Source organism: Arthrobacter sp. StoSoilA2 (genome assembly GCF_019977195.1).
In the GTDB taxonomy this organism is placed as follows: domain Bacteria; phylum Actinomycetota; class Actinomycetes; order Actinomycetales; family Micrococcaceae; genus Arthrobacter.
On record NZ_AP024643.1, the window covers coordinates 116,550 to 137,310 of the forward strand.

The 20,761-nt window shown below is 60.8% G+C and carries 15 protein-coding genes and 3 rRNA genes; 16 read left to right on the forward strand and 2 right to left on the reverse strand.

The window, feature by feature from the left end; all coding sequences use genetic code 11:
- Positions 1 to 29: 29 nt before the first annotated feature.
- The 16 genes from hpt (at position 30) to rrf (ending at position 18,731) form a co-directional block, all read left to right on the forward strand.
- Positions 30 to 581, forward strand: a complete 552-nt coding sequence (gene hpt, locus LDN82_RS00580) for a hypoxanthine phosphoribosyltransferase (protein ID WP_216924216.1) — start codon at positions 30 to 32, stop codon at positions 579 to 581.
- 48 nt (positions 582 to 629) lie between these two features.
- Positions 630 to 1,682: a LacI family DNA-binding transcriptional regulator gene (locus LDN82_RS00585; RefSeq protein WP_224094604.1), complete on the forward strand. Its 1,053-nt coding sequence runs from the start codon at positions 630 to 632 to the stop codon at positions 1,680 to 1,682.
- A gap of 166 nt (positions 1,683 to 1,848) precedes the next feature.
- Positions 1,849 to 3,918, forward strand: coding sequence for an ATP-dependent zinc metalloprotease FtsH (gene ftsH / locus LDN82_RS00590; protein ID WP_224094605.1), 2,070 nt, complete (start codon positions 1,849 to 1,851; stop codon positions 3,916 to 3,918).
- A gap of 10 nt (positions 3,919 to 3,928) precedes the next feature.
- A complete protein-coding gene (gene folE / locus LDN82_RS00595; protein WP_224094607.1) occupies positions 3,929 to 4,561 on the forward strand; it encodes a GTP cyclohydrolase I FolE in 633 nt (210 codons plus the stop codon).
- 7 nt (positions 4,562 to 4,568) lie between these two features.
- A complete protein-coding gene (gene folP, locus LDN82_RS00600; protein ID WP_224094609.1) occupies positions 4,569 to 5,474 on the forward strand; it encodes a dihydropteroate synthase in 906 nt (301 codons plus the stop codon).
- Between the two features lie 12 nt (positions 5,475 to 5,486).
- Positions 5,487 to 5,846, forward strand: coding sequence for a dihydroneopterin aldolase (folB, locus tag LDN82_RS00605; RefSeq protein WP_224094611.1), 360 nt, complete (start codon positions 5,487 to 5,489; stop codon positions 5,844 to 5,846).
- Complete coding sequence (gene folK, locus LDN82_RS00610) at positions 5,843 to 6,382, forward strand: 2-amino-4-hydroxy-6-hydroxymethyldihydropteridine diphosphokinase (RefSeq protein WP_224094613.1); 540 nt, start codon at positions 5,843 to 5,845, stop codon at positions 6,380 to 6,382. The genes folB and folK overlap by 4 nt, the downstream gene beginning before the upstream one ends.
- A gap of 2 nt (positions 6,383 to 6,384) precedes the next feature.
- Complete coding sequence (locus LDN82_RS00615; protein WP_224166000.1) at positions 6,385 to 6,906, forward strand: DUF3180 domain-containing protein; 522 nt, start codon at positions 6,385 to 6,387, stop codon at positions 6,904 to 6,906.
- On the forward strand, positions 6,887 to 7,399 hold the full coding sequence (locus LDN82_RS00620; protein ID WP_224094617.1) for a PH domain-containing protein: 513 nt from the start codon (positions 6,887 to 6,889) through the stop codon (positions 7,397 to 7,399). Before LDN82_RS00615 ends, LDN82_RS00620 begins: the two co-directional genes overlap by 20 nt.
- Positions 7,396 to 8,922: a PH domain-containing protein gene (locus LDN82_RS00625; protein WP_224094618.1), complete on the forward strand. Its 1,527-nt coding sequence runs from the start codon at positions 7,396 to 7,398 to the stop codon at positions 8,920 to 8,922. The genes LDN82_RS00620 and LDN82_RS00625 overlap by 4 nt, the downstream gene beginning before the upstream one ends.
- Positions 8,915 to 9,823: a DUF2520 domain-containing protein gene (locus tag LDN82_RS00630; protein WP_224166001.1), complete on the forward strand. Its 909-nt coding sequence runs from the start codon at positions 8,915 to 8,917 to the stop codon at positions 9,821 to 9,823. Before LDN82_RS00625 ends, LDN82_RS00630 begins: the two co-directional genes overlap by 8 nt.
- Before the next feature lie 5 nt (positions 9,824 to 9,828).
- Positions 9,829 to 10,731 (forward strand): pantoate--beta-alanine ligase, encoded by a 903-nt coding sequence (gene panC, locus LDN82_RS00635; protein WP_224095171.1) that lies wholly within the window; start codon positions 9,829 to 9,831, stop codon positions 10,729 to 10,731.
- A 116-nt stretch (positions 10,732 to 10,847) separates the two neighbouring features.
- Complete coding sequence (locus LDN82_RS00640; protein ID WP_224166002.1) at positions 10,848 to 12,332, forward strand: MDR family MFS transporter; 1,485 nt, start codon at positions 10,848 to 10,850, stop codon at positions 12,330 to 12,332.
- 902 nt (positions 12,333 to 13,234) lie between these two features.
- Positions 13,235 to 14,757, forward strand: a 16S ribosomal RNA gene (locus LDN82_RS00645).
- 554 nt (positions 14,758 to 15,311) lie between these two features.
- A 23S ribosomal RNA gene (locus LDN82_RS00650) occupies positions 15,312 to 18,467 on the forward strand.
- A 147-nt stretch (positions 18,468 to 18,614) separates the two neighbouring features.
- Positions 18,615 to 18,731 (forward strand): 5S ribosomal RNA (gene rrf, locus LDN82_RS00655).
- Together the 16S, 23S and 5S rRNA genes form the textbook arrangement of a ribosomal RNA operon.
- A 312-nt stretch (positions 18,732 to 19,043) precedes the next feature.
- On the opposite strand, the gene LDN82_RS00660 is transcribed toward rrf, so the two are convergent.
- Together LDN82_RS00660 and LDN82_RS00665 are read right to left on the reverse strand one after the other, a co-directional pair.
- Positions 19,044 to 19,658 (reverse strand): HNH endonuclease, encoded by a 615-nt coding sequence (locus LDN82_RS00660; RefSeq protein WP_224166003.1) that lies wholly within the window; start codon positions 19,656 to 19,658, stop codon positions 19,044 to 19,046.
- A gap of 123 nt (positions 19,659 to 19,781) precedes the next feature.
- A complete protein-coding gene (locus tag LDN82_RS00665; RefSeq protein ID WP_224166004.1) occupies positions 19,782 to 20,375 on the reverse strand; it encodes an HhH-GPD-type base excision DNA repair protein in 594 nt (197 codons plus the stop codon).
- Between the last annotated feature and the right edge of the window lie 386 nt (positions 20,376 to 20,761).

The window sequence follows — 20,761 nt, forward strand, 5'->3', positions numbered from 1 at the left end:
GAACCCGAGCATCAAAACAGGAGCCATTGGTGGATTCAAACGACGTCCAGGCAGATCTCAAGCACGTTCTTTACACCAAAGAGCAAATCCAAACGCGCATCGCTGAACTGGCGGCGCAGATCGACAAGGACTACGAAGGCCGCGAACTGCTGATCGTCGGTGTCCTCAAGGGTGCCGTGATGGTCATGGCGGACCTGGCCCGTGCCTTGCACAGCCACGTCAGCATGGACTGGATGGCCGTTTCTTCCTACGGCTCCGGCACCCAGTCCTCGGGTGTTGTACGGATCCTCAAGGACCTCGATACCGACCTCATGGGCAAGGACGTGCTGATCGTGGAGGACATCATCGACTCCGGCCTGACACTGTCATGGCTCAAGTCCAACCTTGAATCCCGCGGTACGGCCAGCGTTGAGATCTGCACCGCTTTCCGTAAGCCGACCGCCGCCAAGGTGGAGATCGACGTCAAATACGTCGGCTACGACATCCCCAACGAATTCGTTGTGGGCTATGGCCTGGACTACGCCGAGAAGTACCGCAACCTGGACTTCGTGGGCACCCTGGCCCCGCACGTTTACGAGTAACCACCCTTACTTACGCCCTTCACCGGACCATAAGGACGTGGGAACCCGTTGACGAACAAAAGCATTGGCATCAAGGACGTAGCAGTTGCCGCCGGCGTGTCTGTCACCACTGTTTCCCACGTCCTGAATGACGTCGCTTACGCTCGCATCAGCGTGGAAACACGGGAAAAGGTCAAAGCCACGGCGGAACGTCTCGGCTACGGCCCAAACCGGCTGGCCCAGGCCCTGCGCACGCAACGGACCGGGATGCTGGGTCTCGTCAGTGAGGAAATCGCCACCACGCCACACGCAGGGCGGATTATCCTGGGTGCGGATGAGGCCGCCAGGGCGCGGGGCTACAACCTGATGATCATCAACACCTCAGGTGCAGCAAGTGACGAGTCCAGGCAGGCCGATGTCGAAGCCCTCCTGGAGCGGCGCGTGGATGGCATCCTGTACGCCACCATGTACCACCGCGAGGTCACCTTGCCGGAAAACCTGAGTTCGATTCCAGCGGTGCTCGTGGACTCCGAGAGCTTGGCCGGGAGCGTCGCTTCGGTAGTCCCCGATGAAGAGGGCGGGGCCAGGGTAGCCGTGCAAAGCCTGCTAGATGCCGGCCACCGCCGGATCGGTTTCCTGAACAACACCGACGACGTCCCGGCTACGCGTGACCGATTGCGTGGCTTCCGGAACGCCTTGGACGAAGCAGGGCTCGACGGCGCTGCCGCACCGGTGGAGTCCGAACTCTCGGAGGTGCTGGGCGGCTATGTTGCCGCCTTGCGGATGTTCAAGCGGAAGGACCGGCCCACGGGCTTGTTCTGCTACAACGACCGCATGGCCATGGGCGCCTACCGTGCAGCGGCTGAGTTGGGAATCAGCATTCCCAACGAACTGTCCGTGGTGGGTTTCGACGATCAGGAACTCATCGCGGCCAACCTCTACCCTGGCCTGACAACAGTGGCATTGCCCCACTACGAGATGGGCGCCTGGGCCACCGAACGGCTGATCGATGCCATCGAGGGCAAGGCAGACCTCGCCGTCCTGGCAGCGAAACCGACGATTCTGGAGTGTCCCCTCGTGACCCGGGAATCCATTACGAATCCCCAGCCAGGGCTGTCCTAGCGCGACGTAGGCGAGTATCCTGTGTACGCCCAGAGGGAACTTTTGAGCATTCCAGTGCGTGAATAACTGGGAACGGTGTATAGCTAGAAACTGAAGCAGCACCATTCGCGCGCAGAAGTTGCGCCTCGCAGCACTACCAGGAGGGACGGGGCGAAACCCCGATCAGATGAAAGCTAAGAGTTTCTTCAAGGGCCCGGGCATCTGGATTGTTGTCGTCGTCGGCTTGCTCCTGGTGGCATTCGCAACGCTGGCTCCGGGCGGTTCCACACGTATTGACACCAAGGACGGCCTGGAACTCCTCGCGCAAAGCGGCAAGGTGGAGCAGGCCAAGATTTTCGACGCCGAGAACCGCGTTGACTTGGTACTGAAAGACAACCTGAATATTGATGGCCAGGACAAAGGCAAGAACGTCCAGTTCTTCTACGTCACGGACCGTGGCCCGGACGTCGTCAAGGCTGTCACCAGCGCCAACCCCGACAAGGGCTTCACTGACCAGCCGATCGAGAACAACTGGTTCTCCGGACTGTTCTCCTTGCTCATCCCCGTGCTGTTGCTTGGTGTGCTGTTCTGGTTCCTGCTCTCCCGGATGCAGGGTGGCGGCTCCAAGGTGATGCAGTTCGGCAAGTCCAAGGCCAAGCTGGTCAACAAGGACATGCCGCAGGTGACCTTCTCCGACGTCGCAGGTGCTGACGAAGCCGTGGAAGAGCTCCAGGAAATCAAGGAATTCCTCCAGGAACCGGCAAAGTTCCAGGCCGTTGGCGCCAAGATCCCCAAGGGTGTGCTGCTGTACGGCCCTCCAGGCACTGGTAAGACGCTGCTGGCCCGCGCCGTTGCGGGCGAGGCAGGCGTTCCCTTCTTCTCCATCTCCGGCTCGGACTTCGTTGAAATGTTCGTGGGCGTTGGCGCTTCGCGTGTCCGCGACCTTTTCGAACAAGCCAAGGCGAGTTCCCCCGCCATCATCTTCGTGGACGAAATCGACGCCGTAGGCCGCCATCGTGGCGCAGGCATCGGTGGCGGCAACGATGAACGCGAACAGACTTTGAACCAACTCCTGGTGGAGATGGACGGCTTCGACGTCAAGACGAACGTCATCCTCATCGCAGCTACCAACCGTCCGGACGTGCTGGACCCCGCGCTCCTTCGCCCGGGCCGTTTCGACCGCCAGATCACCGTTGAGGCCCCGGATATGGTGGGCCGCGAGCAGATCCTGAACGTCCACGCCAAGGGCAAGCCGATGGCCCAGGGCATCGACCTCCGGGCTGTTGCCAAGAAGACCCCGGGGTACACCGGCGCCGACCTGGCCAACGTCCTCAACGAGGCCGCCTTGCTGACGGCGCGTTCAAACGCCAACCTGATTGATGACCGCGCACTGGACGAGGCAATCGACCGCGTCATGGCAGGCCCGCAGAAGCGCAGCCGTGTCATGAAGGAACTCGAACGCAAGATCACCGCGTACCACGAAGGTGGCCACGCGCTGGTTGCGGCCGCCTTGCGGAACTCAGCTCCGGTCACCAAGATCACCATCCTTCCCCGTGGCCGCGCCCTTGGGTACACCATGGTGATTCCCGAGGACGACAAGTACTCGGTTACCCGCAACGAGTTGCTGGACCAGATGGCCTACGCCATGGGTGGCCGTGTTGCTGAGGAAATCGTGTTCCATGACCCCTCCACCGGCGCGTCCAACGACATCGAGAAGGCCACGTCAACGGCCCGGAAGATGGTCACGCAGTACGGCATGAGCGAACGGGTTGGCGCAGTGAAGCTCGGCCAGGGCGGCGGCGAGCCGTTCCTTGGCCGCGACGCCGCGCAGGAGCGTAACTTCTCGGACCAGATCGCCTACGTTGTGGACGAGGAAGTGCGTCGCCTGATCGACCAGGCGCACGACGAGGCTTACGCCATCCTCACCGAGAACCGCGATGTCCTCGATCGGCTGGCACTGGAACTGCTTGAGCGCGAAACCCTCAACCAGGCCGAAATCGCCGAGATCTTCCACGACATCCGCAAGCGTGATTTCCGTGAGATCTGGCTGTCCAAGGAGTCCCGTCCTGTCCAGTCGATTCCGCCCGTAGAGTCGCGCGCCGAGAAAGCCGAGCGTGAGGCCCAGGAAGAGGCCAAGAAGGCCCGTCTGGACGAGCCGCTGGATGCCGTAGCCCCGCACTCCCAGGGCGTCAGCAGCCAGGAGTCATTCCAGTCACCGGGACCCGACGGCGGCAACGACTCTCCGCTTCACGGCTAAGCTTTCTGCTGTGACTCATTTCGACGACGACGACCTCGCCGCCGCCCACGGCTCAGCCACGGACGGCAAGCGGGGCAATAAAGTGGACCGCCCGCGCATTGAAGCAGCAGTACGTGAAATCCTGCTCGCCATTGGTGAAGACCCTGACCGCGGCGGCCTGCAGGACACGCCCAAGCGGGTTGCCAAGGCGTATGCGGAGGTCTTCGCGGGCCTTCACCAGCACCCGGCGGATGTCCTCTCAACCACGTTTGACCTCGACCATGAAGAGCTTGTCCTCGTGAAGGATATTCCCTTCTATTCGACGTGCGAACACCATCTGGTCCCGTTCCACGGTGTGGCCCATGTTGGTTATATTCCGTCACATGACGGCAAGGTGACAGGTCTGAGCAAGCTGGCCCGCTTGGTGGATATCTATGCGCGCCGGCCGCAGGTGCAGGAACGGCTCACCACGCAGATCGTCGAGGCACTGGTAAAGCACCTCAACCCCCGCGGGGCGATTGTCGTCGTCGAATGCGAACACATGTGCATGTCCATGCGCGGCATCCGCAAGCCCGGCGCCAAGACCGTCACCAGTGCGGTGCGCGGTCAGCTCCATGACCCGGCCACCCGCGCCGAGGCCATGAGCCTCATCATCGGAAGGTAAGCAATATATGGATTCCCTCGCTGCAGCACCCGGAACCGGCCCGGCCACAAGCCCCCTGCCGATTCTCCGCAAGCCGCGGCCTGCGGCCAGGTTCGAGGACCTGCCAACGGACCGCACGCTCGTCATGGGAATTCTCAATGTCACCCCGGATTCCTTTAGCGACGGCGGTACCCACCGTACGCCGGACACCGCAATCGCACTTGGCCTGCGTATGTTCTACGCCGGCGCGGACATCATCGACGTCGGTGGCGAGTCCACCCGCTCCGGCGCTGAACCCGTTTCCCCCGAAGAAGAGCAGCGCCGGGTCCTCCCCGTGATCCAGGCGCTGGTCAAGGCTGGCGCACTGGTGAGCATCGACACGATGCACACGTCAACGGCGGCTGCTGCGGTGGAAGCCGGCGCCGCGATCATCAACGACGTCTCAGGTTTGACCATCGAGCCGGACATGCCCGAACTCGTGGCGCGCACCAAGGTTCCGTATATCCTCACGCATCGTCGTGGCGATGCCCGCACCATGGACAGCCTCACCGAGTACAACGACGTCACGGAAGACGTCGTGGCCGAGCTCAGCGGTGTTCGCGACAAACTCTATGCAGCGGGCGTTGCTCCCGGGCAGATCATCGTTGATCCCGGGATTGGCTTCTCCAAGAACGAGGACCAGAACTGGGAAATCCTCAAGAACCTGGACAAGCTCTTCACGCTCGGCCACAAGGTCATGGTGGCTGCGTCGCGCAAGCGGTTCCTCGGCTCGCTCCTCACTGTTGCCGGCAAGTCTGCCGCACCGCTGGAGCGGGATGCCGCCACGGCAGCCATCACTGCCCTGAGCGCCGCGAAGGGCGCCTGGGCTGTCCGCGTCCACGACGTCGGTCCCAGCCTTGACGCCGTCAAGGTTGCCGCTCGAATCGCCCGCTGACCGGAGGCCCTTGTGGACAGGATCACGCTGACCGGTGTCACCGCCGTCGGCCATCACGGAGTGTTCGATTTCGAGCGCCGGGACGGCCAGCCGTTCGTCGTGGACGCCGTCCTTCATACTGACTTCAGCAAGGCTGCGGAGACGGATGACCTCCAGTACACCGCGCACTACGGCGAGGTGGCTGAGCTCATCACCTCGCACATTGAGGGCGAGCCGCTGAACCTGATTGAGGGTCTGGCCGTGAGGATCGCCGAAGGCATCCTCGCCAATTACAACGTGGCGGCGGTCGATGTCACCGTCCACAAGCCGAAGGCGCCCATCGAGGTTCCGTTTGGCGATGTCACCGTGAGTGTCCACAGGGAGCGGTCATGAACTCTGGATACACCAAAGCGATCCTGGCGCTCGGCAGCAACCTTGGTGAGCGGAACGACACCCTGTCCACAGCCGTCGCCGATCTCGTGGACCCACCGGAAGTAAGGCTCCTTGGAGTGTCGCCGGTGGTCCAGACCAAGGCGGTCGGCGGCCCGGAAGGCCAACCGGATTTCCTGAACATGGTCATGGCAGTCGAAACAACTCTCAGTCCCCTGGAGCTGCTGCAGCACTGCCACGACGTCGAGCAGAAGCACCACCGCACCCGTGAAGTGCGTTGGGGCCCGCGGACGCTGGATGTGGACATCATCGTTTTCGGTGATGTGGTCAGCGACGACCCCGTCCTGACCCTGCCTCATCCGAGGGCGGCCGAACGGGCCTTTGTCCTGTACCCGTGGTCGCTGCTGGAGCCGAACGCCCAACTGAACGGGCACAGCGTGGCAGAGTTGGCGGCCGCAGCTGATGACATGCCCGGCATCCGTCGCTTCGACGGCTACGGCGACGTCGCCGGTGTTCCTGCGACGGGAGCGGTGGAGTAGCAGTGAAGCCCATGCGCCCCGCGGTCCTGGTCATCATCGCCATCATCGCTGCCGCCATCGGTTGGCTGGCCACGGCGGCAACGAACCGCTTCAGCATGCCCACTCCCGTGCTTCCGGTCTCCGCACTGGTCACCATGGGCGTCATCGCCGTGCTCACCCTGATCATGGGAATCCGGGTGCTGCGGTGGCGCAACGGCAAGAAGAAGAACCTGCTCAACCCGATCCTGGCTGCCAGGACACTGATTCTTGCCCAGGCCTGCGCATATGCAGGGACGCTCCTTCTGGGCTGGCATGCTGGCATCTCCTTTGACCTTCTGCGAATCGGAACCTTGCGCAGTGGTGAAGGCATCCTGTGGAACGCCGTCCTGATGGGCGGTGGTGGCGTGGTGATGGTCGTCGTCGGCCTGGTGGTGGAGAGGTTCTGCCGGATCCCACCCGAAGACCTCGAAGGTGGCACTCCTGGACCGGAAACCCGCCGCGGGGAAGCAAAAGGCGAAGGCGAGTATGCATACCGAGGCGATTGACCCTCCCGGCGTCCAGTGGCTGCGGGTCTCCCCGAAGTACGTCACGGTCCGCTTGGTGGAATGGGCCATCGGAAACCTGGTGATGGTGGCCATCCTCAGCCTTCCCCTCGTGTTTGTGCAGCTGGGGTGGTGGCGTTGGCCTCCGCTGTGGCTCGCCATCACGGTACCTGCGGTGATGCTCGTCCTGGCGTTGTGGCGGCTCGTGCTGATTCCGCGCCAGGTCCGCGCAATCGGCTATGCGGAGCGCGATGACGATCTCCTCATCCGCCGCGGCATCTTTTTCCAGCGCACCATGGTGGTCCCGTATGGGCGCATGCAGTACGTGGATGTGTCTGTCGGTCCGGTGGAACGTGGACTGGGACTCTGTACTTTGAAGCTCCACACGGCGTCCGCCGGTACCAGCGCATACCTGCCCGGGCTTCCTGCCGGGGAAGGCGCACGGCTGCGTGAACAGCTCTCGGCACGTGGAGAAGCCAGGCTGGCCGGGCTGTGAGCCCGGACGGTAGCGCCACCGTAGGCCTCCCGGCTAAAGCCGACGACGGCGATTGGCGGCGCGTGCATCCAGCATCGCCGTTCGTGCGTGGCTGGGTGGCGCTTGCCGCCGTTGGATACTTTTTCGGTCGCGACGCCTTTGAACGGATACTGCAGGGGCGTGACATCCTCGATCCCAACCTCAATGGAAGGGTGCCCTGGCTGCTGGCCGGCGGGGGCATTGTGCTTCTCCTGACCGTGGGTGGATTCATCCTGAGTTGGTACTTCACGCGTTATCAGGTGGCCGGGGGCTATGTCCGGGTCAACACCGGTTTCGTGTTCAAGCAGCAGCGGCAGGCGCGGTTGGACCGTGTCCAGGCGATCGACATCGTGCAACCGCTCTTGGCGAGGATTTTTGGCCTCGCTGAACTCAAGTTTGAAGTCGCCGACGCCGGCGAGTCGGCCGTGCGGCTCGCTTACCTTCCGCTGGCCCAGGCCAAACAGCTGCGCGCCACTATCCTTGCCCGTGCCGCCGGAGTGGTGAGTGGACCGGAGACTCCACAGGAAATCCCAGAAGCGCCCGAGCACGTTGTCTTGTCCGTGCCACCTTCCCGGCTTATTGGCTCGCTCCTGCTCAGCGAGCAAACCGTGGGTATCCTGCTCGGTGCCGTGGCATCCATAGCCATCTCCGTGTATACCGAAAACAGCGCCATCTTCCTGGCGCTGATCCCGGCCGTGCTGGGCATTGGTGCTGCTTATTGGAGCTCATTCAACAAGGGCTACAACTTCACCGCAGCGATCTCCCCTGATGGGATCCGGCTGCGCTACGGGCTCCTGGACACCCAAGCCCAGACCTTGCCCCCGGGCCGGATCCAGGCGCTGAAAGTCACCCAGCCGCCCATCTGGAGGATCTTCGGCTGGTATCGGATGCAAGTCAACGTGGCCGGCTACGGCGGCGCTGCTGGCAATGAGAATGCTGCCCGGACCACGTTGCTACCGGTGGGCATGAAGCCGGACGTCATGCGGATGCTGTCCCTCGTGCTGCCGGACCCGGGTGTTGAGGATCCGGAACGGGTTTTCACGTCCGGGCTGGAGGGGTTGGCCGGGCTTACCTCCGGGGATGCTTTCGTTACCACTCCGCGCCGCGCCCGGCTTCTGGCCCCGCTGGGATGGCGGCGCAACGGGTTCCTGGCCACGCGAACGGCACTGTTGATTCGATCCGGCCGATGGTGGCGTACTTTGGTCCTGGTTCCCCATCAGCGCACTCAGTCCATGGCCCTGCAGCAAGGTCCGCTGGCGCGGCGTTTCGGTGTCGCGGACCTTGTCCTCCACACCACGGCGGGACCTGTGGTGCCACGCCTCTATCAGGCCGACGTGGAGGTGGCCGTGCAGTTATTCGACCAGCAGGCTGCCCGTGCCCGCGAGGCGAGAAAGCGGCAGACCAGCGAGCAATGGCTTGCGGAGGTAAGCGGCCAGGTTCCACCCCAACCACCAACACAATCTCTACCCCACGCACCAACTCAGGAGGACCCCCAGCATGGTTAGGCCAGGAAGACTCGGAGTCGGCATCATCGGCGCCGGCAAGGTGGGTGCCGTCCTTGGTGCCGCTTTGCGCGCGGCCGAGCACGCCGTCGTCGGGGTTTCTGCGGTATCCGAAGCGAGCCGCGAGCGGGCAGAGACGCTGCTTCCGGGAGTCCCGATCCTTGGGATCCAGGACATCGTGGAGCGCTCGGAACTGGTGCTCCTTGCCGTTCCTGACGATGCCCTCGGCGAACTTGTTGCTGGACTCGCGAAGCTCGGTGCGTGGCAACCGGGCCAACTGGTGGCCCACACGTCCGGCCGCTTCGGCGTCGGGATCCTGCAGCCGATCCGCACGGCCGGTGCAATTCCGCTGGCACTGCATCCTGCCATGACTTTCACCGGTATGAGCCTTGACCTGACCCGCCTGATGGATTGCACGTTCGGAATCACCGCCGACGCCGCTATGCTGCCAATTGCCCAGGCACTGGTTGTGGAGATGGGCGCCGAGCCGGTAGCGATTGCCGAAGCAGACCGCACCCTGTACCACGCGGCCCTCGCGCACAGTTCCAACCACATGGTGACGCTTGTTGCGCAGGCGTCACAGTTGCTGCGGGAAATTGGCGTCGAATCACCGGAGTCCATGCTGGGGCCATTGCTGCGGGCCACACTCGAGAACGCTCTTGCGAGCGGGGAATCCGCATTGACCGGCCCCGTCGCGCGCGGCGACGTAGGCACCGTTGCTGCGCACGCCCAGGCGCTGAAAGAATACGACGGCGGAGCGGGCGGCGACGTGCTCGCGGCCTACCAGGCCATGGCCCGGGCGACGGCCCGGCGTGCCGGAAACCGCGGACTGCTGCGTCCTGAACAATTGACTGACATTGGCGAGGCCTTGGGAACAGAGCCCACCGCGCCGGAAGGAATCTGAAAAGCATGGCCATCAAACTCGTGACCACCACGGCCGAACTGCGTACTGAAAGCGCACGGCTCCTGGCTTCAAAACGAGGAACTTCCCAGGGCCTGGTGCCGACCATGGGGGCCCTGCACTCAGGCCATGCCGCGTTGGCGAGGACCGCCGTGGCAGAGAACGACGTCGTGGTGGCCACCATTTTCGTAAACCCCCTCCAGTTCGGCGACGCCGTGGACCTCGACCGCTATCCCCGCACGCTTGAGGCCGATATGGCCATCCTTGATGCCGAAGGAGTGGACCTTGTCTTCGCGCCCGCCGTGGACGAGGTGTACCCCGGCGGGCAGCCGCTGGTCCGTGTCACGGCCGGTCCGCTGGGCGGGAAATGGGAAGGCGCCTCACGCCCGGGACACTTCGACGGTGCCCTGACCGTGGTAGCCAAGTTGCTGCACTACGGACTTCCAGGCGGGGCAGCTGCGGACGGTTCCATCCCCGTCTACCGTGCCTACTTTGGCCAGAAGGACGCCCAGCAACTTGCCCTCGTGAAGCGGATGGTCGTGGATCTGAACTTCCCAGTGGAGATCGTGCCCGTGCCAACCGTCCGTGATGACGACGGGCTGGCGCTTTCAAGCCGGAACCGCTTCCTCTCGGTCGAAGAACGCGGGGCAGCGCTGGTGCTCTCGCGGGCTCTGCGCCTCATCGAGTCCCGCGCGAACGCACATGAACCGCTGGACCTGGATTCCGCCGTCGCGCTTGTCCAGTCCCAGCCACTGGTGGAACTGGACTATTTCGACGTCGTGGATCCCGCCACCCTTGAGCCGCTGGCGGAGAACTGCAAGGAAACTCCGTTCCGCGGCGAAGGGCTGGCAATCATTGCCGCCAAGGTAGGTCCGGTGCGGTTGATAGACAACGTTCCGCTTAATTCCTGAGGTTGAATACCCAACGTTTGGATTTTCTGCTGACGGGAATCCCTTGGGCGTCTAGACTGTTCCTGTCTTTACCGGCACCGATCGCCGGACTCCAAGCCCAAACCTGAGGAATCCTCATGTCTACCGACGTCACGTCCGACGCCAACAGCGAGCCCGGTTCCGGCGCGTCCGCAAGTGCGCCCTCCACAGAGGAAGTACTCGCCCAGGCTCCTGTATCCGGGAAGATGTCCCGTGAATCCGTCACGGTCATTGTCACGCTGTTGGTTGCCACTTTTGTGGTGATCCTCAACGAAACCATCATGAACGTGGCGCTCCAGCGGCTGATGACCGATCTCAAGGTTGACGCGCCCACGGTCCAGTGGCTCGCCACCGGGTTCATGCTGACCATGGCGGTCGTCATTCCCACTACCGGGTTCATCCTGCAGCGATTGACCACCCGGGGCTCGTTCATGCTGGCGATGGGACTCTTCAGCGGTGGAACTCTGCTCGCCGCCCTGGCGCCCGGGTTTCCCGTGCTGCTCCTTGCGCGAATCGTCCAGGCCGGCGGCACGGCGATCATGCTGCCCTTGCTGATGACCACAATCCTCACCCTTGTCCCGATGTCCCGGCGCGGAGCCGTCATGGGCAACGTCAGCATCGCCATCTCGGTCGCTCCCGCAATGGGCCCCACCGTTTCAGGCATCATCCTGGACCACTTTTCGTGGCGCTTCATGTTTGTGTTCGTCCTCCCTGTAGCACTGGCTGCCTTGGCGATTGGTGCCAAGTACCTCACCAACGTGGGGGAGCGCGGGAAGACTGGTTTGGACTTCACTTCGGTGGTCCTCACGGTGCCTGCCTTCGGTGGCCTTGTCTATGGCCTCAGCCAGATTGGTGGAGCAAACGCCGGGGTGGTCCCGGTCGTCGCACTCGTAGTGGGACTCGTGTGCCTGGCGCTGTTCGTCTTCCGCCAGCTCAAACTGCAGAAGTCAGACTCGCCACTACTGGATCTCCGGGCCTTCAACTTCCGAATGTTCACAGTGTCCACGCTGCTGATGGTCGTGGCGATGATGGCCCTGTTCGGTGGAGTTATCCTGCTCCCGCTCTACCTGCAGAACACGCTGCACCTCCAACCGATGGAAACCGGCCTTGCCCTCCTGCCCGGCGGTTTGGCCATGGGTCTGTTGGGGCCCGTGATCGGGCGGATCTTCGACAAAGTGGGTCCGCTGCCCCTGACCGTATCCGGTTCAGTCCTCATGGTCCTGACCCTCTGGCAGTTCTCGCGGCTCGATCAGGCCAGCGCCCTCGGATGGGTCATTGCGCTGCACGTAACGTTGAGCCTCGGCCTGGCACTCCTCTTCACGCCGGCCTTCACCACTGGCCTGAACCCGCTGCCTCCGCACCTGTACTCCCACGGATCGGCCATCATGAGCACGGCCCAGCAAGTGGCCGGTGCCGCTGGCACTGCACTGCTCGTGTCCATCTTCGCCGTGGTGTCCGCAACGTCCGGCCTTGTAGCCGGCATGCAAGCCGCCTTCCTGGCGGCAACCATCATTGCCGGAGCTGCAGTGGTGCTCGGTTCGATGATGCGCAAGACCGAAGGCGCAGGCCACGGCGGCCACTGACCCTTGACCGGGCACTGAGTCTTGACCGGGCACTGACCCTTGACCGGGCACTGAGCCTTGACCGGGCACGGCCGGGCCGTTTGGGTGCAGGCCGTGGGGGGCTTCGGCTGTTTGGGGTTCGGCTGTTTGTCGGTTCATCCGCTGCGCGCGCTCGCGCGCCGCCTTCTTCGGATGTTCTCTCAGATAATCGGTGTTTTCGAGCGTCGTTCTCTCACGTCCTGACGCGTTTGGCGTGTCGTTCTCTCACGTCCTGACGTGTATTGCCGGTTGCTCTTGAGTTCATCGCCCGGTGGCTTGGCCGATATCGACCGCTGATGAGGCCCGACGGCGGATCCTTGGTGCCGCTTCAAAGAGCGGCTATTGCCGCTGCTTCTTCGTGTGACGGGCTTCACGAACAACGGTTTTGCGGTTATTGAGGTGTTTCTGGGCCGTTTCCCCAGTGTTTACGGGGATTTGGGCGGCGTCTGGGCGGATTTGTTCGGACGGTATGGCACGTGTAAAGTTATCTGAGTCGCCGCCGCTGATGCGGAAATAATGGTGACGAAATCCCCTTCAAATTACCGGTTTCCGGTGGTGCTTTTTGTGCCTCCGATCTGGCTTGGGGGCCTGAGTGCGGTTTGCTTCATGCGATCGAATCGGGTAAGTTTGAAAAGTTGCTCCGGAGCGATCCTGCGGCCCTGTAGGGGTTGTGGGTGGTGCCGGTAAGTGTCTGTTGTTTGAGAACTCAATAGTGTGCCAAGTTTGTTGATGCCGATTGTTTTTTTGATTGGTTGAAATTATATGCCGGATCGTCATGCACCCCCGTGTGTGGTGGTTTGGTTTTCAGCTGGTTTCGAATTTTGTGCAGCCGTGTTCGCCGTTATTTCCGGTGGGTGTGGTTGTGTCTGTTTGATTTTTTGTTTTCAACGGAGAGTTTGATCCTGGCTCAGGATGAACGCTGGCGGCGTGCTTAACACATGCAAGTCGAACGATGATCCCTGGCTTGCTGGGGGGATTAGTGGCGAACGGGTGAGTAACACGTGAGTAACCTGCCCTTGACTCTGGGATAAGCCTGGGAAACTGGGTCTAATACCGGATATGACCATCTGGCGCATGTCATGGTGGTGGAAAGCTTTTGTGGTTTTGGATGGACTCGCGGCCTATCAGCTTGTTGGTGGGGTAATGGCCTACCAAGGCGACGACGGGTAGCCGGCCTGAGAGGGTGACCGGCCACACTGGGACTGAGACACGGCCCAGACTCCTACGGGAGGCAGCAGTGGGGAATATTGCACAATGGGCGAAAGCCTGATGCAGCGACGCCGCGTGAGGGATGACGGCCTTCGGGTTGTAAACCTCTTTCAGTAGGGAAGAAGCGAAAGTGACGGTACCTGCAGAAGAAGCGCCGGCTAACTACGTGCCAGCAGCCGCGGTAATACGTAGGGCGCAAGCGTTATCCGGAATTATTGGGCGTAAAGAGCTCGTAGGCGGTTTGTCGCGTCTGCTGTGAAAGACCGGGGCTCAACTCCGGTTCTGCAGTGGGTACGGGCAGACTAGAGTGCAGTAGGGGAGACTGGAATTCCTGGTGTAGCGGTGAAATGCGCAGATATCAGGAGGAACACCGATGGCGAAGGCAGGTCTCTGGGCTGTAACTGACGCTGAGGAGCGAAAGCATGGGGAGCGAACAGGATTAGATACCCTGGTAGTCCATGCCGTAAACGTTGGGCACTAGGTGTGGGGGACATTCCACGTTTTCCGCGCCGTAGCTAACGCATTAAGTGCCCCGCCTGGGGAGTACGGCCGCAAGGCTAAAACTCAAAGGAATTGACGGGGGCCCGCACAAGCGGCGGAGCATGCGGATTAATTCGATGCAACGCGAAGAACCTTACCAAGGCTTGACATGAACCGGAAAGACCTGGAAACAGGTGCCCCGCTTGCGGTCGGTTTACAGGTGGTGCATGGTTGTCGTCAGCTCGTGTCGTGAGATGTTGGGTTAAGTCCCGCAACGAGCGCAACCCTCGTTCTATGTTGCCAGCGCGTTATGGCGGGGACTCATAGGAGACTGCCGGGGTCAACTCGGAGGAAGGTGGGGACGACGTCAAATCATCATGCCCCTTATGTCTTGGGCTTCACGCATGCTACAATGGCCGGTACAAAGGGTTGCGATACTGTGAGGTGGAGCTAATCCCAAAAAGCCGGTCTCAGTTCGGATTGGGGTCTGCAACTCGACCCCATGAAGTCGGAGTCGCTAGTAATCGCAGATCAGCAACGCTGCGGTGAATACGTTCCCGGGCCTTGTACACACCGCCCGTCAAGTCACGAAAGTTGGTAACACCCGAAGCCGGTGGCCTAACCCTTGTGGGGGGAGCCGTCGAAGGTGGGACCGGCGATTGGGACTAAGTCGTAACAAGGTAGCCGTACCGGAAGGTGCGGCTGGATCACCTCCTTTCTAAGGAGCTGCTAACAACCGTGTCTGGTTCCCGTGCATGCGGGGGCTGGTGGTTGTCAGTGTTGCCCATTGCGCAGGCGTATGTTCTGCGGTGGGTGCTCATGGGTGGAATATCAACGAATCAAACGTTTGTTTGGCATGGCCTGACCGGTTGTGTCCTGGTGTTAGTACGGCAGTGCGTGCCCCCTTGGGGGTGTGTGTTGTTGGGAACGTGCCGGGGCGTGGTTTGTGTGGGTTGTGTTTGGCGCACTGTTGGGTCCTGAGGCAACAGGACCTTTTTGCAGCAATGCAGGGGGACACAGTTCTGGTGTTTCTTTTGTTCCTGCTTCCGGTTCGTACCGGCACCCGTGTGGGTGTTGGGGGTCTGGTTGACGGGGTTGTTGTTTGAGAACTACATAGTGGACGCGAGCATCTAGGACACGCACATGTTTGTGTGTGTTCTTACAGCAATTTCTTATGAATGAACCTGGCCCTTTGTGGCCGTGGTTCTCTCGAATAGATGATGCATCGTGAACCGGTGGGCCCCTTTGTTGTGGGTTTGCTGGTTTGTGTGTGGTCAAGTTTTTAAGGGCACACGGTGGATGCCTTGGCATTAGGAGCCGAAGAAGGACGTAGGAATCTGCGATAAGCCTGGGGGAGTTGATAACCGAGCGTTGATCCCAGGATGTCCGAATGGGGAAACCCCGCACAACGCTTTTGGGTGATTGTGTGACCCGCATCTGAACACATAGGGTGCGTGGGGGGAACGCGGGGAAGTGAAACATCTCAGTACCCGCAGGAAGAGAAAACAAGAGTGATTCCGTTAGTAGTGGCGAGCGAACGCGGATCAGGCTAAACCGTTTCCATGTGTGATAGCCGGCGGGCGTTGCATGGGCGGGGTTGTGGGACTTTCCGTACTGGTTCTGCCGGACCGGTGGGGTGTGTAGTGCAGGCATAGGTGAACGGTCTTGAAAGGCCGGCCAGAGAGGGTGTGAGCCCCGTAACCGTAATGTTGTGTACCGCCTGGAGAGGATCCCAAGTAGCACGGGGCCCGAGAAATCCCGTGCGAATCTGTCAGGACCACCTGATAAGCCTAAATACTTCCTAATGACCGATAGCGGACCAGTACCGTGAGGGAAAGGTGAAAAGTACCCCGGGAGGGGAGTGAAACAGTACCTGAAACCGTGTGCTTACAATCCGTCGGAGCAGTCGTGAGTAATCACAAGTAACTGTGACGGCGTGCCTTTTGAAGAATGAGCCTGCGAGTTAGTGTTACGTCGCGAGGTTAACCCGTGTGGGGTAGCCGTAGCGAAAGCGAGTCTGAACAGGGCGAGTGTAGTGGCGTGATCTAGACCCGAAGCGGAGTGATCTACCCATGGCCAGGTTGAAGCGACGGTAAGACGTCGTGGAGGACCGAACCCACTTCAGTTGAAAATGGAGGGGATGAGCTGTGGGTAGGGGTGAAAGGCCAATCAAACTCCGTGATAGCTGGTTCTCCCCGAAATGCATTTAGGTGCAGCGTTGCGTGTTTCTTGCCGGAGGTAGAGCTACTGGATGGCCGATGGGCCCTACAAGGTTACTGACGTCAGCCAAACTCCGAATGCCGGTAAGTGAGAGCGCAGCAGTGAGACTGTGGGGGATAAGCTTCATAGTCGAGAGGGAAACAGCCCAGACCACCAACTAAGGCCCCTAAGCGTGTGCTAAGTGGGAAAGGATGTGGAGTTGCGAAGACAACCAGGAGGTTGGCTTAGAAGCAGCCATCCTTGAAAGAGTGCGTAATAGCTCACTGGTCAAGTGATTCCGCGCCGACAATGTAGCGGGGCTCAAGTACACCGCCGAAGTTGTGGATTTCACACGGTACCCTAGCCTTCGTGGTTCAGGGGTGTGGAGTGGTAGGGGAGCGTCGTGTGGGCAGTGAAGTCGCGGTGGAAACCAGCGGTGGAGCCTACACGAGTGAGAATGCAGGCATGAGTAGCGAAAGACGGGTGAGAAACCCGTCCGCCGAATGATCAAGGGTTCCAGGGTCAAGCTAATCTGCCCTGGGTAAGTCGGGACCTAAGGCGAGGCCGACAGGCGTAGTCGATGGACAACGGGTTGATATTCCCGTACCGGCGAAAAACCGCCCATGCCAAGCGGGGGATACTAACCGCCCGGAGCCTGCCCGCCCACCCTTGTGGTGTGTGGGTTTTGGCCGAGCGCGGGACCTGATCCCGGGAGGTAAGCGTATTAACAGGTGTGACGCAGGAAGGTAGCCGGGCCGGGCGATGGTTGCCCCGGTCCAAGGATGTAGGGTCAGGGATAGGCAAATCCGTTCCTGTGTGTTTCGAGCACGATCCTGAGATCTGATGGGACTCCCGTTCGGGGGGATCCGGTGATCCTATGCTGCCTAGAAAAGCATCGACGCGAGGTTTTAGCCGCCCGTACCCCAAACCGACACAGGTGATCAGGTAGAGAATACCAAGGCGATCGAGAGAATTATGGTTAAGGAACTCGGCAAAATGCCCCCGTAACTTCGGGAGAAGGGGGGCCTGCCCCGTGATGGAGACTTGCTCTCCGTGAGCGGGTGTGGGCCGCAGAGACCAGGGGGAAGCGACTGTTTACTAAAAACACAGGTCCGTGCGAAGTCGCAAGACGATGTATACGGACTGACTCCTGCCCGGTGCTGGAAGGTTAAGAGGACCGGTTAGCCCCTTGTGGGCGAAGCTGAGAATTTAAGCCCCAGTAAACGGCGGTGGTAACTATAACCATCCTAAGGTAGCGAAATTCCTTGTCGGGTAAGTTCCGACCTGCACGAATGGAGTAACGACTTCCCCGCTGTCTCAACCATAAACTCGGCGAAATTGCAGTACGAGTAAAGATGCTCGTTACGCGCAGCAGGACGGAAAGACCCCGAGACCTTTACTATAGTTTGGTATTGGTGTTCGGAGTGGCTTGTGTAGGATAGGTGGGAGACGTTGAAGCCCGGACGCCAGTTCGGGTGGAGTCATCGTTGAAATACCACTCTGGTCACTTTGGACATCTAACTTCGGCCCGTGATCCGGGTCAGGGACAGTGCCTGATGGGTAGTTTAACTGGGGCGGTTGCCTCCTAAAAAGTAACGGAGGCGCCCAAAGGTTCCCTCAGCCTGGTTGGCAATCAGGTGTCGAGTGTAAGTGCACAAGGGAGCTTGACTGTGAGAGAGACATCTCAAGCAGGGACGAAAGTCGGGACTAGTGATCCGGCGGTACATTGTGGAATGGCCGTCGCTCAACGGATAAAAGGTACCTCGGGGATAACAGGCTGATCTTGCCCAAGAGTCCATATCGACGGCATGGTTTGGCACCTCGATGTCGGCTCGTCGCATCCTGGGGCTGGAGTAGGTCCCAAGGGTTGGGCTGTTCGCCCATTAAAGCGGTACGCGAGCTGGGTTTAGAACGTCGTGAGACAGTTCGGTCCCTATCCGCTGCGCGCGCAGGAAATTTGAGAAGGGCTGTCCTTAGTACGAGAGGACCGGGACGGACGAACCTCTGGTGTGTCAGTTGTACTGCCAAGTGCACCGCTGATTAGCTACGTTCGGATGGGATAACCGCTGAAAGCATCTAAGCGGGAAGCTCGCTTCAAGATGAGATTTCCATACACAATACGTGTGAGAGGCCCCCAGCCAGACCACTGGGTTGATAGGCCGGATGTGGAAGCGAGGACCAAAGACTCGTGAAGCTGACCGGTACTAATAGGCCAACAACTTACACCACACACAACACACTGCACGCGTCCACTATGTGGTTCCCGAACAACAACCGTTCCAGGAACCAACAACTAAATACACAACACCACAGTTGTAACCACACAGTCTTCCCACCCCACACCCCAAAACCGGTGCGCGGGACGGGTAACAAGGTTACGGCGGTCATAGCGTGGGGGAAACGCCCGGTCCCATTCCGAACCCGGAAGCTAAGACCCACAGCGCCGATGGTACTGCACCCGGGAGGGTGTGGGAGAGTAGGACACCGCCGGACAAACATTAACGGGAAGCCCCGACCACCACGGTCGGGGCTTCCCCACTTTAACCACACCTAACAACCGAACCAGGCGCCTGCCAACCCTGAACCCAAGACAAAGGCCTCCATCATCATGGAGGCCTTCACTCGTTAACTGCCCCCAAATCATCGTAGTAGGGGCCCTCGGTAACACCACCCCAACCCAACGCCGCCCGCCCATTGCCGCAGGCCCATAGCCGGACCTCACGCGGGAGTCCTCCGGGATATTTAGGAATGGACGACGAGCCCGTTGCCGCCGATGCCGAAACTGACGTTCGACCGTCCGGCACTTCATGTCGCAGCGGCCGCATTCGCTGGCAGTGGTGGGGCTTTGGATTGGTAGGTGTGGCCGGTGGGGGTGCTGATTTCGAGGTGATGTCGGCTGCCGGGGATTGTTTTGGCGTTGCGGCCGGGGTTTTCTTTGGTGTGGTTGCAGGCTTCGCAGAGCCCTGCGCTGTTGGCGAGGCTGGTGGGTCCGCCGTTGTGCCACGGGATGGTGGCCCGCCATTCGTTCAGTTGTCCGGTTTCCAGGGCGGCCATGGTGCGGGGCATCTCGGACACGAGCGCCTTGGCGAGTCCGAGGAGGCGGGAACCACGGTTGGGTGATTCCCGCCGCGCCAGGGCGATCTGCGCGCCAACCCCCTGACCGAGATCCGGGGAGGGGACGCCGCTGGCGGTTTGTTCGCGGCGCTGGGCCAGGTCAAACGCGACCGCTGCCCGCGCCTGCAACGCCGCGATCGCTGATTTCGCGTCTTCCAGTCCGCGAATCTGATCGATCAACTCGTTGCTGTCCGCGCTGACCCGGAAAGAGTCCAGCACGGCCAGCAGCTCCTGAACCCCAGAGCCACCAGGCACAGGCAGGCCCGAAACCTCAGTAGCCTCAGCCCGCTCCAGAACGCCGTCCATGGAAATCACTCTTCCAGCACGACCAATGTCACATCAGACCTACATCCGCCTATGTGGATAAAGCTGGCAAGTGGCGGAATGCCATAAGGACCATGCGTCAGGTGCCCGTCGACGCGGGAGTGATTAGCCGCCCGTTGCCTTGGAAGCCTTTGCAGCCGCCTTGGCCGCTTGTTTGCTGGCGCGAACTTTGACCAAGGAGTCGGGGTCGACGATGTCGGCAACAGAGAGGTATGAACCCTCTTCGCCGTAGTGCCCCGCTGCTTCCCGCCATCCATTGGCTTGAAGGCCGCATTGCTTACCAAGCAGGGCCAGGAAGATTTTCGCTTTCTGCTCTCCGAATCCAGGCAATGCCTTAAGCCGGCGCAGTACCTCATCGCCGTCGGGATTGCCGCTGGTCCAGATTGCCGCAGCGTCTCCGTTCCAATCCCGGTGTACCGTTTCGGCCAGGGCTTGGACTCTGCCAGCCATGGAGCCTGGGAAACGATGCACGGCAGGGCGTTCCTTGAATACCTCCACGAAGCCTGCGGGGTCGTAGTCTGCGATCGTGCCAGGATCCAGTGACCCAAGGCGCGCACGGATCTTCTCTGGACCGGCAAATGCCGACTCCATGGTCACCTGTTGATCGAGCAACATTCCGGTCAGCAATGCGAAGGCATCGTCACTCAATAGCTGGTCGGCGGCGGCATCTCCTGTGATGTGCAGTTCCATGCGTCCCATCCTCCCACTAGTGCACACGGTCGTCATCGGAAGTGGTCACGTTGGCCAGGCTGATGAACGTGCGGAGTAGTGCTCGACGGCGGTGCTGGCGCGGGTTTTTGGGGGTGTGTTTGGGTGTGTTGGGGTGGATTTGCGTTGGGGGTGTGGGGCGTGTATTGTTTTCTGAGTCGCCGGGTGCGAAACGGAAAGCCGGAAGGTGTGTACGGTTCGGTAGGCGGCCAAAAATAACTCTTCTTTTCCAATGGCCCTGTTGGGTGTGCTGCTTTGTGGTGCGCTGTCCGGGGTGATGTTTTGGAGGGTCTGTTGTTTGAGAACTCAATAGTGTGCCAAGTTTGTTGATGCCGATTGTTTTTTGATTGGTTGAAATTATGGCCAGGCTGCTGCGC